Here is a 13,626-nt window from a genome sequence, read left to right as displayed (position 1 = left end):
GCGGCATTGATGCCGCCCGACTGCTCCCGATCGGGCACGATCAGCCGATGGACAAGGACGTGACCCAGGATCAGCGTGCCCGAAGGATCGGGTGGATCGCCTCGCTGGCGACCCTCGCGGGCCTGGTGATCCTCGACGCGTCGATCGACGCGTCCGTCGCGGTGCTGACCGTCCTGTTCGCCCTCGCTCCCCTCATCGCCTGCGCGTTCGTCCCCGCCCGCGGCACCGCCGTCATCGCGCTGCTCGCGCTGGCGGCGGCCGTCGCCTCCGGCGCCTGGAACGGAGGATTCGGCAGCTCGCAGCACCTCATCCGCGTCCTCGACGTCGCGCTCGTCGGCGGCGCCGCCACGCTCATCGCGGGCGTGCGCGTGCGCCGCGAGCAGCAGTACGCCGAGCTGGCCCGGATCGCGGAGGTCGCCCAGCGCGCGATCCTCCCGGTGCTGCCGGCCTCGTCCGGCGGCATGGAGATCAGCGCCCGGTACGCGTCCGCCGTCCAGGGCGCCCTCGTCGGCGGCGACCTCTACGACTGCTACCACGAGGGCGACGTCACCCGCCTGCTGATCGGCGACGTGCGCGGCAAGGGCATCGAGGGTGTCGAGCAGGCCGCCCGGGTCATCCGCGCGTTCCGTCAGGCCGCGGCCAGCAAGCCGACGCTGCTGGAGGTCGTCGAGGACATGGACGCCTACCTCACCCCGTTCTTCGACGACGAGGAGTTCGTGACCGCCCTGCTCGTCGAGCCGATCGGACCCGACCGCCTGGCCCTGGTCAGCGCCGGGCACCCCCCGGCCCTCGTGTGGCACCGGTCGGGCGAGCTCGAGTCGGCCGAGGTCGCGCAGGGCCTGCCCCTGGGGACCGGTCTCCCGGCGACGTTCACGACGACCGAGCTGACCTGGGGCCCGGGCGACCGGGTGCTGCTCTACACCGACGGGCTGAGCGAGGCGCGCGACGCGCGCGGCGAGTTCCTCGACCTGACCACGCTGGGCGCGGCGCTCAGCGACCCGGACCCGCTCGACGGGGTCCTCGACGCCGTGCACCAGCACGTCCACGGCGGCCGGCTCGGCGACGACCTCGCCGTGGTGCTGCTGGAGCACCAGCCCGCGTAGCTCACCGGGTCGCCAGCAGCCGGGCCACCTCGGCCCTCAGGAAGCTCCGGACCACCACGGCGCGCTCCTCGCGCTGCGCCTTGCTCAGCTCGACCCGGTCGCCGGCCCGCCGGCGCCGTACGCCGTCGACGATGTCCGCCGGCAGGCCGCGCCCCGACATCCGGGCGATCGCCTCGGTCTTCGTGATCAGGACACCGTCCTCGATCGCGGCCTCCGCGCGGGCCCAGACGGTGAGGCCCAGGTCGACGTAGAGGTCCTGGCGCCAGATCGCGCGCTTGCGGAGCGCGCGGGTCCAGTAGCCGCTCAGCTCGGCCAGTGCCGCGTCCCGGACGTCGTGGCCGGTCGCCGGCGGCAACCACGTCGCCGGCGCGGGACCGCGCACCACCACCGGGTCGGCCAGCAGCTCGGCGCGTCCGATCCGGCTGAGCGGACGACGGAAGAGCTCGCCTTCCGCCCAGGTCCAGTGCCGGCGATCCGGGTCGGCCGACTGCTCGCGCGGGACGTAGACGCAGTGCAGGGCTCCGCCCTCCGGGTGCTCACGCCCGAGTCGCTGGTGGAGCGCGACGAGCTGCGCGCGCGCCGGGCGACGCACGGGCGCGTCGAGCAGCGCCACTGCGTCGATGTCGCTGATCGCCGGCCGGTAGTCGCCGGTGGCGACGGAGCCGCCGACGTACAGGCCGACCACCGTCGCGGGCAGGGACGCGTCCAGGTCGGCGACGGCGGGCGTGGCCCTCAGGCGATCGTCGTGCATCGGGCGGCCGCGCTCAGGACGGCTTGCGCGCGACGACGTAGAGCCGATCGGTGGTCTCGTCCCGATGCTCGACCGGACCGCGCCGGTACCACTCGACGTCGACGAGCCCGGCCGCCCTCACGAGGGCGACGACGTCGGCGGGCTCGTGCAGCATGAAGTCGAGGTCGACCTCGTGGTCGAACCACGCGTCGACGTGCCGCACCTCCGAGCCGGCGTGCAGCGCCAGCACCAGCCAGCCGCCGCGGTCCAGGGGCCGCGAGAGCGCCTCGACGGCCGGCGCCAGCTCCGATGCGGCGAGGTGGATGAGCGAGTACCACGCCAGCACGGCGGACCACCCCGGCGCGCTCGTCGGCCGCATCAGGCGGCGCAGGTCGCCGACCTCGTAGGAGCCGTCCGGGTAGCGCCGCCGCGCCTCGTCGACCATCGCCGGGGACAGGTCGATGCCGGTGGCGTCCGCACCCGCCTCGGCGAGGTACGCCGTGACGTGGCCCGGGCCGCAGCCGACCTCGACGACCGGACCGCCGTCGGCGTACGCCGCGACCCGGTCCAGCAGCCAGCTCTCGAACGGCAGTCCCGTGAGCTCGTTGAAGAGCGTCTCGGAGTAGGTCGCGGCCACCGCGTCGTACGCCGCGCGCACCCGCTCGTCACGAGCGGCACCGCCCTCGGCGAGGATGTCCACCGCCGGCGCCGGCGGCTCCGGGGCCGCCTCGGCACCCAGCAGGTGGATCCACCGGTTGTCGCGCTCGCCTCCGCGCCGGGGCAGCTCGCGGACCAGTCCGCGCTCGGCCATCCGGACGAGTGCCTGCTCCGTCTCCTCCCGGTCCGCGAAGGTGTGCATCCGCTCGGTGCGCGTGCGGAGCTCGCCCGGCGCCTGCGGCCCGCGCAGCAGCAGCACGGTGAGCAGCGCGCGCTCGTCGTCCGCCAGGTCGACGACCTCGTCGAGCGCCTGGTGGTACTTCAGCGTCCGTCGGCCGGTCGCGGCCCAGACGATCCGCAGCAGACCACGGTCCTTGAGCCGGCGGCCCACCTGCTCGACGGTCTGCTCGTCGTAGGAGACGACCGGGTCGCGGCTGCTGCTCTGGTTGCAGGCGGTGCGGAGCGCGTTGAGGGACAACGGATAGCTGTCGGGCACGGTGCGCTGCTTCTCCAGCAGGCTGCCCAGGACCCGCTGCTCCTCCGGATCGAGCACGGGGAGGTCGGCCATGACAGGACCCTACCGACGTCACTCCAGGGCCGGTCGCCTCCGCCGACCCGCCTACCGCGCCTGGGCGATCGTCGTGACCTGACCACGCTCGGGGTCCCAGCGCCGCAGCTCGGCCAGGGTGAGGACGACGTCCTCGTGACCGAGCACGTCGACCATCTGCTGGATCAGCGCGCGGTCGACGCGCCGGGCGAGCGTGACGTGCGGCAGCCAGCCGAGGTGCTGCCGGTCCGGGACCTGCACGCGGACGGCGAGGACCCGGCGGGTCACGTCGTCGTCGATGTCGACGGCCCGGGCGACCGTGACCCGGGCGCCGCCGAGCACCAGCAGCCCCGCGGCCCGCGCCCGGACCGGCAGCAGCGACCCGAGTCGGGCGTGCGCCACGTCGATCGCCGCGTCGGGCAGCGCGGGAGCGGAGACCACGCTCAGGTGGGGGGTGTTGGTCGCGCTCCCGTGGTCGAGCTGGCTGGGCAGCCCGGCGTCGCGGAGACGCTGCCAGTCGCGGCGTACGGCGTCCTGACCCGCGTCGTCGGGGACCAGTTCCAGCGCGTGCAGCCTCGGCATGTGCCTAGGCTGCCCCATGGGCAAGCCGAAGAAGCGCCTGGGCAAGGGTGCCTACGAGGACGAGCTGTTCCGGCTCCAGGCCGAGCTGGTCAAGGTCCAGGAGTGGGTGCGCGCCGAGGGGGCGCGGATCGTGGTCGTCTTCGAGGGCCGCGACGCCGCGGGCAAGGGCGGGGCGATCAAGCGGATCACGCAGTACCTCAACCCCCGCGTCGCCCGGATCGCCGCGCTGCCCGCGCCCAGCGAGCGACAGCGCGGGCAGTGGTACTTCCAGCGGTACGTCGAGCAGCTGCCGGCGCGTGGCGAGATCGTGCTGCTCGACCGGTCCTGGTACAACCGCGCCGGCGTCGAGCGGGTGCTCGGGTTCTGCACGGCCGAGGAGCACGCGCGCTTCCTGCACCAGTGTCCGATCTTCGAGCGGCTGCTGGTCGAGGACGGGATCCTGCTGAGGAAGTACTGGTTCTCGGTCAGCGACGCCGAGCAGCAGCGCCGGTTCAGGGGCCGGATCGACGACCCGATGCGCCGGTGGAAGCTCTCCACGACCGACCTGGAGTCGATCACGCACTGGGAGGACTACTCGCGCGCCAAGGACGAGATGATGGTGCACACCGACATCCCCGAGGCGCCGTGGTACGTCGTCGAGGGAGACGTCAAGAAGGAGGCGCGGCTCAACATGATGGCGCACCTGCTCTCGACGATCCCGTACGCCGAGGTCGAGTACCCGCCGATCGAGGTGCCGGACCGCCCACCGTCGACCGGCTACCAGCGCCCGCCGCGCGACGAGGCGTCGTACGTGCCGGACCACGTGGCGACGCTCCTCGGCTAGCGCCCTCCGAGCCGCGGCGGCGCGTCGACGCACGCGGACGGGTCGAGGAACGCGTCGATACGGAGCACGGCGCCCCGGTCGTCGAGGCTCAGCACGCTGAGGCTGTGGGCGAGCCACGCGCCGACCTCCGCGTCCCAGCGGTGCTTGGCGATCGCGGGCTGGCCGTTGGCGGTCGTCGGCGTGCACGACCACCGCTTGCCGGGTGCGAGGGGCGCGCTGGCCAGGAACGTCTCGACCGGGCCGCGGCCGGCGTACCACTCCAGGTAGGGCGGCATCGTCAGCACGACGTCCTCGGCGAGGAGAGCCACCACGGCGTCGATGTCGGACCGCTCCCACGCCGCGACGAACGCGGTCACGGTCTCGCGCACCCTGTCGTCGCCGACGTCGCGGAGCACCCGCTGCTGGCTGCGGTCGGGCAGCCGCTCGTGCAGCGCGGCGCGGGCGCGCTGGAGGGCGCTGTTGACCGCGGCCACCGTGGTGTCGAGGGCCTCGGCCACCTCCGCGGCGGGCATCGCCAGCACGTCGCGCATCACGAGCACCGCCCGCTGCAGCGGGAGCAGGTGCTGCAGCGCGGCGACGAACGCGAGCTCGACGGCCTCCTTCTGCTCGTAGACCGCCTCGGCCGGGGTCGACGCCCACATCAGGCCGGCGGCCGGCAGCGGGCCGAGCCAGACCGTCTCCGTGAGCGGTGCGCCGAGCTCGATCGCCGGGTCCGCGGACGGCGACAGATCGACCGGGCGCAGCCGCCGGCCGCGACGCTCGATCTCGCGCAGGCAGACGTTGGTGGCGATCGTGTAGAGCCACGTGCTCAGCGCGCTGCGACCCTCGAACCTGTCCAGGCTCCGCCAGGCGCGGACCAGCGTCTCCTGCACCGCGTCCTCGGCGTCGTGGGAGGACGCGAGCATCCGGTAGCAGTGCAGCAGCAGTCCCGGGCGCAGCGGCGCGACCAGCTCGTCGAACACCGCGGGGTCGGCCGTGGTCACGATGCCCTCCCCTCGAAGCTGCCGACGATCCGCGCGGTGGACTGCACGGGAGCATCCTGGCACCGGCCGCCGACGGTCGACGAGAACCGCTGGAACGCCGGGAGCTCCCGCAGCGCGGTCTCGTCGCCCTCGACGACGTGCACGAACGTCACGCCGTCGGACAGCACCGACGACTCGTACGAGAAGCCCCCGGGACGCCGCTCCGCGAGCTCCTCGAACACCTCGCGGATCAGCCGCTCGTTCTCCGCAGCGGCGTCGGGCCGGACCCGGTAGCGCACCACTACCCGGCTCATGACGCCACCGCCACGTTCGCCGGGACGACGGTCCGTCGACGCGCGGGCAGCGCGAGACCGGCGACGGCTCCCACGATCGAGAGGACGGCGGCTGCGGCCATGGCCGCGGCGAAGCCGTCGACGAACTCCGGGACCGACCCGTACCCGCCGTACGCGCCGAAGAGCGCGACGCTCAGGGCCACGCCGAACACGCCGCCCAGCTCGCGCATGGTCGCGTTGACGCCGGAGGCGGTGCCCACGTCGCGGTCCTCGACCGCCCCGATGACGGCGCTCTGGCCGCACGGGATGGCCATCGAGACGCCGATGCCGCCGAGCACGAAGGGCGCCACGACGTCGGCGTAGCCCTGCGCGGAGTCCACGGTCGCCGCGAGCCAGAGGAAGGAGCCGGCCTGGATCGCGAGCCCGGCGGTCAGCAGCGGTCGCTCCCCGACGCGGTCGGCCAGCTTGCCGGCGAACGGTGCGACCACCACGAGGGTGGCGGTCCACGCCATCAGGCGTACGCCGGCCTCGAGGGGGCTGTCCCCGAACGCGACCTGGAGCAGCTGGCCGTAGAAGAAGACCGCGGAGAACAGTGCGGCGAGCGTCATGAACGCCGCCACGTTGCCGGCCGCGAACCCCCGCTTGGCGAGCAGGGCGCCGGGGATCAGCGGCCGCTCCGTGTGGCGCTCCCAGACGACGAAGCAGCCGAGGACCACGACGCCGGCGGCGATCATCGCGACCACCTCGGGAGCGCCCCAGCCCTCGGTCGCGCTGCGCACCATCGCCCACACCAGCGCGAAGCAGCCGCCGGCGAGCAGGAGCACCCCCGGGAGGTCGAGGGTGCTGTCGGCGACCTTCACCTCGGGCACGAGCCGCAGCACCAGCGGCACGGCGACCAGGCCGATCGGGACGTTGACCCAGAAGATCCACTGCCAGTCCAGGCCGCTGAGGACGACACCACCGATGAACGGCCCGCACGCCACGGCGATGCCGGTGACGGCGCTGTAGGCGCCGACCGCCTCGCCGCGTCGCTCGGGCGGGAAGGCGCCGGTGAGCAGCGCCAGCCCGAGGGTCAGCAGCAGCGCGGCACCCGCACCCTGGACGGTGCGCATCGCGATCAGCGTGCCCGCACCCGTCGAGAGCGCGGCGCCGACCGATGCGAGCGCGAACAGGACGAGGCCGGCCGCGTAGCACCGGGCCCGCCCGAGGCGGTCGCCCAGCACGGCGGCGGGCACCAGCAGCACGGCCAGGCTGAGGTTGTAGGCGTTGACGGTCCACTCGAGCTCCGGGAGCGACGCGTGCAGGTCGGTCCGGATCGTGGGGATCGCGGTGGTGACCACCAGCGTGTCGATGGCGGCCATGACGGAGCCGATCGCGGTCAGCACGATGACCCATCGGCGGTGTCGAGCGTCGAGCATGTCGTCCTCCTGGAAGGGGCAGCGTCTGCTGCTGCCTGCACTCGTGTGATCCGGGCGCTGCCCGGAACTCATCGCGCAGGCGCGAGCCCGGCTACCGCTCCAGGTCCGCCAGCACCGCCGCGACGGTGCGCAGTCCACGCTGCGCGAAGGCCGGGACGGTGTCCCAGTAGTACGGGATCCCGGTGAGTGCCGGACCGAGCGCCCAGCCGCGACCGCGGCGGACGGTGTCGTCGTCGTAGCCGAGCGCGTCGAGGTACGCCGCCCGCGCCTCGGACGGCAGCGTCGCCCAGGCGGGCTGCAGGTCCGGGGCCGGGTCGCCCAGGCCCAGGGCGCCGAAGTCGATGACCGCGCTGAGGCGACCCTCGTGCACGAGCAGGTTGCCGGCGAGGAGGTCGCCGTGGATCCACACCGGGTCGCCGGGCCAGTCGGGCGCGGCCAGGCAGTCCTCCCACGCGGCCAGCACCCGGGGGCGGTCCACGCGGTCGCCCGCCTCGTCGATGGCGGCGCGCACGTGGGGATCCCAGCCACGGATCGGGGTCCCGCGCGAGGTGCCGGTCTTCGCCGGGCCTCCGCTGGTGTCGACGGCGTGCAGGTCTCGCACGAACCCGGCCAGGTCAGCGGCGAGCGCGTGCGGGTCGGCGTTGCCGGGAGCCGGCGGCGTGCCGGGGAGCCAGGGCACGACCGACCACGGGAACGGGTAGGTCTCGTCCGGCTCGCCGAGGGCGACCGGCACCGGCACGGCGACCGGCAGGTGCGGCGCCAGCACCGGCAGCCATCGCGCGTCGCTGGCGGCCTGGTCCGCGGAGCCGGCGTACACGGGCATCCGCACGACGAGGTCCTCGCCGAGCCGGAAGAGGGAGTGGTCGGTGCCGTGCTCGGCCACCGGGCGCAGCGGGAGGCCGGTGTACTGCGGGAGCTGGCGGTCGAGCAGCCCCCGGACGAGCTCCTGGGTGACCGCGACCTGGTCGTCGTGCATCTGCATCGCCGCGACCCTACGGAATACTCCCCCCATGGCGCTCCTGGATTCCTGGACGACAGGGCAGCACTCGGCCGACGGGGTCACCCACCCGACGTACCGCAAGGGCAGCGGCCCGGGCGTGATCGTGATCCACGAGATCCCGGGGCTGACGCCGGAGGTGATCGGGTTCGCCGAGGAGGTCGTCGCCGCCGGGTTCACCGTGGTCCTGCCGCACCTGTTCGGCACGCCGGAGGCGCCGATGTCCGCCGGGACCATCGCCACGGTCTTCCCGCGGGTGTGCGTGAGCCGCGAGTTCACCACGATGGCGACCGGACGGACGTCGCCGGTCGCGGGCTGGCTGCGGAGCCTGGCCCGGTCGCTGCACGCCGAGCTCGGCGGGCCCGGCGTCGGCGCGCTGGGCATGTGCTTCACCGGCGGCTTCGCGCTGGCGATGATGGTCGACGACTCGGTCGCGGCGCCGGTGATCGCGCAGCCGTCGCTGCCGTTCCCGGTCGGCAGGAAGCGGGCAGCCGACCTCAACCTCTCCCCCGCCGACCTCGCCGACGTACGCGCCCGCGCCGCCGGCGGCTGCCAGGTGCTCGGCCTGCGCTACCGCGACGACCTGGCGGTGGGCACCCGCTTCGAGACCCTCACCGCCGAGATCGGCGAGGCGTTCGTCCGGGTCGAGTTCCCGGGCAAGAAGCACTCGACCCTCACCGAGCACCGGCAGCAGGAGGCGGTCGACCGGGTGCTGGCGTTCTTCGCACAGAGGTTGAATCGAGACTTGTGACGCTTGAGTCGAGACTCTCTGACCGTCGAGAAGCCAAAACTCTCCACTCGATCGTCACAAGTCTCGACTCAACGGTAAGAAGTCTCGATTCAACGTCAGGTGGAGAGGACGAGGCCGGAGGTGGGGACGCCGGTGCCGGCGGTGACGAGGACGTGCTCGACGGCCGGGACCGGGTTGACCGAGGTCCCGCGCACCTGGCGGACGCCCTCGGCGATGCCGTTCATGCCGTGGATGTAGGCCTCGCCGAGCTGCCCGCCGTGGGTGTTGATCGGCAGCCTGCCCCCGAGCTCGATCGCCCCGTCGGCGATGAAGCCGGGCGCCTCGCCTCGGCCGCAGAAGCCCAGCTCCTCCAGCTGCATGAGCACGTACGGCGTGAAGTGGTCGTAGAGGATCGCCATGTCCATGTCGTCGGGACCGAGCCCCGACTGCCGCCACAGCTCGCGCCCGACCACGCCCATCTCGGGGATGCCGATGTCGTCGCGGTAGTACGACGTCATCACGTACTGGTCGACGCCGCTCCCCTGCGCTGCCGCGGAGATGTACGCCGGCCGCTGCGCCAGGTCGCGGGCCCGCTCCGCCGAGACGATGACGAGCGCGACCGCGCCGTCGCTCTCCTGGCAGCAGTCGAGCAGGTGCAGCGGGTCGACGATCATCCGGGAGGCCTGGTGGTCCTCGAGCGTGATCGGCTTGCCGTAGAAGAACGCGGCCGGGTTGGTGGCGGCGTGCCGGCGGTCGGCGACGGCGACCCGGCCGAAGTCCGCCGAGGTCGCGCCGTACTCGTGCATGTAGCGCGTCGCCTGCATCGCCACCGTGGCGGCCGGGGTGCCCAGCCCCATCGGGTAGGTCCAGGCGTTGTCGAGACCGTTGGTGTTGACCTGCGTCGCGGCGGCGAGCGACACCTGCCCGAACCGCGACTCCGAGCGCTCGTTGAAGCCGCGATAGGCGACCACGCAGTCCGCGACGCCGGTGGCGACCGCCATCGCCGCCTGCTGCACGGTGCCGCAGGCACCGCCGCCGCCGTAGTTGATCCGGCTGAAGAAGCGCAGCTCCCCGCAGCCGAGCTCGCGGGCGAGCGCGATCTCCGAGGAGGTGTCCATCGTGAACGTCGTGAAGCCGTCGACGTCGGCGGCGGTCAGCCCGCAGTCGGCGAGCGCGGCGCGCACGGCCTCGACCGAGAGCTGCAGCTCGGAGCGGCCCGACTCCTTCGAGAACTCCGTCGCCCCGATGCCGGCGATCGCGGCCTTGCGGTAGAGGCTCACTCCGCCGTCTCCTGGAGCGCCACCTTCACGGTCCCGGTCACGTGGTCGCCGAGCGAGACCCGGCCGACGACGGAGATCGTGGCGACGCCGTCCTCGACGGACTCCACGGTGCCGCTGAACGTCAGCGTGTCGTAGGGGTGGGCGGGCGCGCCGAGCCGGATCGCGATGCCCTTGAGCTCCGCGTCGTGGCCGGCCCAGTCGACGACGTACTTCTCGACCAGGCCGTTGCTGGTCAGGATGTTCATGAAGATGTCCTTCGACCCCGCCGCCTGCGCGATGTCGCGGTCGTGGTGGACGTCCTGCCAGTCCCGGGTCGCGATCGCGGTGCTCACGATCGTCGTCGGCGTCATCGGCAGGCTCCACTCGGGGATCTGCTCGCCGGCGCTCAGCGTCCTCATGCCTTCCTCCAGATCGGCAGGGTCAGGTCGTCGTCGATGGTGCGGAAGTCCACGCGCAGCCGCATCCCGATCTCGATCTCCGGTCCGTCGTCACCGTCGGCCACGTCCACGACCTCGCCGACCATCCGCACGCCCTCGTCGAGGTCGACCAGCGCGATGACGATCGGCAGCTCCTTGCCCGGCACGGGCGGGTAGCGGTGCACGACGTAGGAGAAGACCGTGCCGGTGCCGGCGGCCACCTCCCAGCCGCGGTCGTACGCCGGGCACTCCTGGCAGGCGGGGCCGGGCGGGAACCGCTTCGCCCCGCACGCGTTGCACTTCTGGATCCGGAGCTCGCCGACCTGGGTGCCCTCCCAGAAGAAGCGGGAGTCCCGGCCGATCATCGGCCGGATCACGCCGGCGGTCACGCGTTCCTCTCCTTCGGGATGAACTTCAGCACCCGGAAGAGCATCGTCGCGACGACCTCGTCACCGACGTACCAGGTGTTGCGCGACGTCACGAAGTAGCCCTCGCCCATCGCGGTCTGCTTCGGCCCGGCCACCGAGTCGAGCGCGGTGGTCACCCGCACCCGCTCGCCGACGCGCAGGTAGCGCTCGTAGGTCTGCTCGCAGTTGGTGCCGAGCACGGCCGTGTAGCCCTCGGCGGTGAGCACCTCCATCATCGTGCTCAGCGGGTCGTCGTCGGGGCGGCGCCGGCCGAGCCCGGGCATCGTCCAGACCTGCGCCATCGACGGCGGCGCCTCGCCCTGCCGGAAGCGGTCGTTGTCGTAGCCCATCGCGTCCAACCAGGTCCCGATCGTCGGCTGGTTGACCTCGTACGGCGCCATCGACTCCGACGCCTCGCCGAGCGCCTTGATCCGCTCGGCCTCGGCCATGATCTTCTCGTGGCTGGCGTCACTCATCGCGGCACCCGCGGCAGCCCGAGCCCGAACATCGCGATCAGCTCGCGCTGCACCTCCTGCACGCCCCCACCGAAGGTGAGGACCAGGTTGCGCTTGGCCTGTCCGTCCAGATAGGTCATCAGCTCGTCGGTCTCCTGGTCCGATGGGTCGCCGTAGCGGTGCACGATGCCGCCCAGGTCGGCGGCGAGGTGCTGCACCTGGTCGGCGGCGAAGACCTTCGACGACGACGCGTCGCCGACGGAGATCTCTCCCACCGCGGCGGCGCGGGCGACCTCCCAGTTGAGCAGCTCGTTGACGCGGAAGACCGTCGTCACCTCGCCCATCACCCGGCGCACGTCGGGCCGGTCGATGACGCCTGCCTTCGTCGCCCACTCGGCGACCCTGTCGCGCAGGCCCTCCAGCCGGCCGGCCGGTCCGAGCATCACCCGCTCGTGGTTGAGCTGCGTGGTGATCAGCTTCCAGCCCTGGTTCTCCTCGCCGACCAGCATGTCGACCGGCACCCGGACGTCGTTGTAGTACGTCGCGTTGACGTGGTGCGACCGGTCGGCGGTGATGATCGGCGTGAACGAGTAGCCCGGGTCCTTGGTGTCCACGATGAGGATCGAGATGCCCTTGTGCTTCGGGGCGTCCGGGTCGGTGCGCACCGCGAGCCAGACGTAGTCGGCCTGGTGGCCGCCGGTGGTCCAGAGCTTCTGGCCGTTGACGACGTAGTGGTCGCCGTCCCGCTTGGCGGTCGTGCGCAGGGACGCCAGGTCGGTGCCGGCGTCGGGCTCGCTGTAGCCGATCGCGAAGTGCACGTCGCCCGCCAGGATCCGCGACAGGAACATGTCCTTCTGCTTCTCGGTGCCGTAGCGGATCAGCGTCGGCCCCACGGTCTGCAGCGTCACCGCCGGCAAGTGGACGTCGGCGCGCTGCGCCTCGTTGGCGAAGATCGTCTGCTCGATCTCGCCGAGCCCGTGCCCGCCGTACTCCTTCGGCCACCCGACGCCCATCCAGCCGTCGGTGCCCATCTGCTTGACCACGCGCTGGTAGGTCTCGCCGTGCCGGTCCAGCGCCATGTCGCGGTGCTCGTTCTCGTCGGCCAGGCCGGTGAAGTAGGCGCGGAGCTCGGCCTTGAGCGTCCGCTGCGACTCGGTGAGCTCGAGGTTCTTGGTCGTCGGGTCCTCGATCGTCACGTCCTCGGCCTGCGCGCCGAGCGCGTGCACGATGTCGGTGACCCACGAGAAGTAGCGGTGCATCGGGTAGGTGATGTCGACGCCCATGCCGCCGTGCAGGTGGTGGCAGGTGCGCATCGCCGGCGGCGCCTCGTGGCAGGTCCAGTACGCCGCCACGGCGAGGTCGTCGGTCACGTCGAGACCCTCGGCGATCCGCCAGGCGGCGTTGTCGGCGGCGAGGTCGAGCGTGCGCGAGGCGATGTAGACGTCGGCGATCTGCATCGCGACCGCCTGGAACTCCGCCAGCGAGCGGCCGAACTGCGTGCGCCCCTTGATGTACGCCGCCGTCAGGTCGCGCGCGCCCGCCACCACGCCCGCGGCCGTGACGCAGAGCCCGGCCGTCGCGAGCTCGCGCAGCAGCCGCGCGGCGTCATCGCCCGGCAGCAGCTCGGCCGGGGCGTTGTCGAGCACGACCGTGTGCTGCGGGGTGCCGAACGAGGAGTGCGACCCGAGCAGCCTCACGCCCGGTCCCCGGGGGTCGACGAGCGCGACGACGGGCCGGTCGCCGTCGGTCGCCGTGACGAGCAGCCGGGCCGCCCGGTCGGCATAGGTGACCCCGACCTTGCGGCCGGTCACCGCTCCGTCGGCGTACGTCGACGGCGAGCCGTGCTCGCGCAGTGCGGGCGTCAGGAGCGTCTCGCCGGTGGCGACGCCGGCGAGCAGCGCCCGCTGCTCGGCGGATCCGGCGGCGGCGAGCGTCAGGACCCCGCAGCAGAGCGTCTCCCACACCGGCAGCTGGACCGCCCGGTGCCCGGTCTCGCGGAGCAGCACGGCGACCTCCGGCAGCCCGAGCCCCTCGCCGCCCTGCGCCTCGGGCACCGGCAGCGCCAGCAGCCCGGCGGCCGCCAGGGCCGACCAGGTCGCGTCCGCGTCCTCGCCCGCCCGGTCCAGCGCCTCGCGGACGACCGAGCGCACCGCCTCGATCGCTTCCAGGTCCTGCGTCACGTGCATCTCCTGCCACCGTCTCGGGTACGTCCGGATGCGAAAACTG

At 73.0% G+C, this 13,626-nt stretch carries 15 protein-coding genes; 3 read left to right on the top strand and 12 right to left on the bottom strand.

The genetic code is table 11. The annotated features are described in order from the left end of the window. The first annotated feature begins 47 nt into the window (after positions 1–47). Positions 48–1,103: a PP2C family protein-serine/threonine phosphatase gene (locus HZF07_RS02565; RefSeq protein WP_157346754.1), complete on the top strand. Its 1,056-nt coding sequence runs from the start codon at positions 48–50 to the stop codon at positions 1,101–1,103. 1 nt (position 1,104) lies between these two features. On the opposite strand, the gene HZF07_RS02560 is transcribed toward HZF07_RS02565, so the two are convergent. From HZF07_RS02560 to HZF07_RS02550, 3 genes are read right to left on the bottom strand one after another with little or no spacing between them, the layout of a single operon-like run. Beyond that, entirely contained in the window at positions 1,105–1,854 is a 750-nt protein-coding gene (locus HZF07_RS02560) for a nucleotidyltransferase domain-containing protein (RefSeq protein WP_157346752.1), read from the bottom strand. A gap of 13 nt (positions 1,855–1,867) precedes the next feature. Beyond that, positions 1,868–3,058: a DUF480 domain-containing protein gene (locus HZF07_RS02555; protein ID WP_157346750.1), complete on the bottom strand. Its 1,191-nt coding sequence runs from the start codon at positions 3,056–3,058 to the stop codon at positions 1,868–1,870. A gap of 51 nt (positions 3,059–3,109) precedes the next feature. Then, complete coding sequence (locus tag HZF07_RS02550) at positions 3,110–3,619, bottom strand: 2'-5' RNA ligase family protein (protein ID WP_157346748.1); 510 nt, start codon at positions 3,617–3,619, stop codon at positions 3,110–3,112. A 16-nt stretch (positions 3,620–3,635) separates the two neighbouring features. On the opposite strand from HZF07_RS02550, the gene ppk2 reads away from it, so the two are divergent. Then, complete coding sequence (gene ppk2, locus HZF07_RS02545; RefSeq protein WP_157346746.1) at positions 3,636–4,442, top strand: polyphosphate kinase 2; 807 nt, start codon at positions 3,636–3,638, stop codon at positions 4,440–4,442. Here ppk2 and HZF07_RS02540 read toward each other — a convergent pair. The 4 genes from HZF07_RS02540 to HZF07_RS02525 all read right to left on the bottom strand — a co-directional run bounded on the left by HZF07_RS02540 (position 4,439) and on the right by HZF07_RS02525 (position 8,097). Next, on the bottom strand, positions 4,439–5,425 hold the full coding sequence (locus tag HZF07_RS02540) for an RNA polymerase subunit sigma-70 (RefSeq protein WP_157346744.1): 987 nt from the start codon (positions 5,423–5,425) through the stop codon (positions 4,439–4,441). The genes ppk2 and HZF07_RS02540 overlap by 4 nt on opposite strands. Then, positions 5,422–5,718 (bottom strand): hypothetical protein, encoded by a 297-nt coding sequence (locus HZF07_RS02535; protein ID WP_181644677.1) that lies wholly within the window; start codon positions 5,716–5,718, stop codon positions 5,422–5,424. Before HZF07_RS02535 ends, HZF07_RS02540 begins: the two co-directional genes overlap by 4 nt. Further along, positions 5,715–7,115, bottom strand: a complete 1,401-nt coding sequence (locus HZF07_RS02530; RefSeq protein ID WP_157346742.1) for an MFS transporter — start codon at positions 7,113–7,115, stop codon at positions 5,715–5,717. The genes HZF07_RS02535 and HZF07_RS02530 overlap by 4 nt, the downstream gene beginning before the upstream one ends. 91 nt (positions 7,116–7,206) lie before the next feature. Next, positions 7,207–8,097, bottom strand: coding sequence for an aminoglycoside phosphotransferase family protein (locus HZF07_RS02525; RefSeq protein ID WP_157346740.1), 891 nt, complete (start codon positions 8,095–8,097; stop codon positions 7,207–7,209). 28 nt (positions 8,098–8,125) lie between these two features. Here HZF07_RS02525 and HZF07_RS02520 point away from each other — a divergent pair, with 28 nt between their 5' ends. Beyond that, on the top strand, positions 8,126–8,863 hold the full coding sequence (locus HZF07_RS02520) for a dienelactone hydrolase family protein (RefSeq protein WP_157346738.1): 738 nt from the start codon (positions 8,126–8,128) through the stop codon (positions 8,861–8,863). 95 nt (positions 8,864–8,958) lie between these two features. Here the strand turns inward: HZF07_RS02520 and HZF07_RS02515 are convergent, their stop codons facing one another. Genes HZF07_RS02515 through HZF07_RS02500 form a run of 5 tightly spaced genes read right to left on the bottom strand, consistent with a single transcriptional unit; the run spans position 8,959 to position 13,580 of the window. Then, a complete protein-coding gene (locus HZF07_RS02515) occupies positions 8,959–10,122 on the bottom strand; it encodes a lipid-transfer protein (protein WP_181644676.1) in 1,164 nt (387 codons plus the stop codon). Continuing rightward, on the bottom strand, positions 10,119–10,520 hold the full coding sequence (locus HZF07_RS02510) for a MaoC family dehydratase (protein WP_157346736.1): 402 nt from the start codon (positions 10,518–10,520) through the stop codon (positions 10,119–10,121). The genes HZF07_RS02515 and HZF07_RS02510 overlap by 4 nt, the downstream gene beginning before the upstream one ends. After that, on the bottom strand, positions 10,517–10,927 hold the full coding sequence (locus HZF07_RS23465) for a Zn-ribbon domain-containing OB-fold protein (protein ID WP_309504299.1): 411 nt from the start codon (positions 10,925–10,927) through the stop codon (positions 10,517–10,519). The genes HZF07_RS02510 and HZF07_RS23465 overlap by 4 nt, the downstream gene beginning before the upstream one ends. Beyond that, the gene (locus tag HZF07_RS23460) at positions 10,924–11,421 is read right to left on the bottom strand and encodes an FAS1-like dehydratase domain-containing protein (RefSeq protein ID WP_198346522.1); all 498 of its coding nucleotides are present in this window, start codon (positions 11,419–11,421) and stop codon (positions 10,924–10,926) included. Before HZF07_RS23460 ends, HZF07_RS23465 begins: the two co-directional genes overlap by 4 nt. Beyond that, positions 11,418–13,580 (bottom strand): acyl-CoA dehydrogenase, encoded by a 2,163-nt coding sequence (locus HZF07_RS02500; RefSeq protein WP_309504296.1) that lies wholly within the window; start codon positions 13,578–13,580, stop codon positions 11,418–11,420. The genes HZF07_RS23460 and HZF07_RS02500 overlap by 4 nt, the downstream gene beginning before the upstream one ends. Positions 13,581–13,626 lie beyond the last annotated feature (46 nt).

This window comes from Nocardioides agri (assembly GCF_013778305.1).
Taxonomy (GTDB): Bacteria; Actinomycetota; Actinomycetes; order Propionibacteriales; family Nocardioidaceae; genus Nocardioides; species Nocardioides agri.
This window is presented reverse-complemented; position numbering and strand designations above follow the sequence as displayed.

Excerpts from the sequence above, each read along its gene's own strand:
- HZF07_RS02530 (WP_157346742.1), bottom strand. The coding sequence starts at position 7,115 with ATGCTCGACGCTCGACACCGCCGATGGGTCATCGTGCTGACCGCGATC.
- HZF07_RS02565 (WP_157346754.1), top strand. The coding sequence starts at position 48 with ATGGACAAGGACGTGACCCAGGATCAGCGTGCCCGAAGGATCGGGTGG.
- HZF07_RS02535 (WP_181644677.1), bottom strand. The coding sequence starts at position 5,718 with ATGAGCCGGGTAGTGGTGCGCTACCGGGTCCGGCCCGACGCCGCTGCG.
- HZF07_RS02510 (WP_157346736.1), bottom strand. The coding sequence starts at position 10,520 with ATGAGGACGCTGAGCGCCGGCGAGCAGATCCCCGAGTGGAGCCTGCCG.
- HZF07_RS02525 (WP_157346740.1), bottom strand. The coding sequence starts at position 8,097 with ATGCAGATGCACGACGACCAGGTCGCGGTCACCCAGGAGCTCGTCCGG.
- HZF07_RS02555 (WP_157346750.1), bottom strand. The coding sequence starts at position 3,058 with ATGGCCGACCTCCCCGTGCTCGATCCGGAGGAGCAGCGGGTCCTGGGC.
- HZF07_RS02560 (WP_157346752.1), bottom strand. The coding sequence starts at position 1,854 with ATGCACGACGATCGCCTGAGGGCCACGCCCGCCGTCGCCGACCTGGAC.
- HZF07_RS02550 (WP_157346748.1), bottom strand. The coding sequence starts at position 3,619 with ATGCCGAGGCTGCACGCGCTGGAACTGGTCCCCGACGACGCGGGTCAG.
- HZF07_RS23460 (WP_198346522.1), bottom strand. The coding sequence starts at position 11,421 with ATGAGTGACGCCAGCCACGAGAAGATCATGGCCGAGGCCGAGCGGATC.
- ppk2 (WP_157346746.1), top strand. The coding sequence starts at position 3,636 with ATGGGCAAGCCGAAGAAGCGCCTGGGCAAGGGTGCCTACGAGGACGAG.
- HZF07_RS02520 (WP_157346738.1), top strand. The coding sequence starts at position 8,126 with ATGGCGCTCCTGGATTCCTGGACGACAGGGCAGCACTCGGCCGACGGG.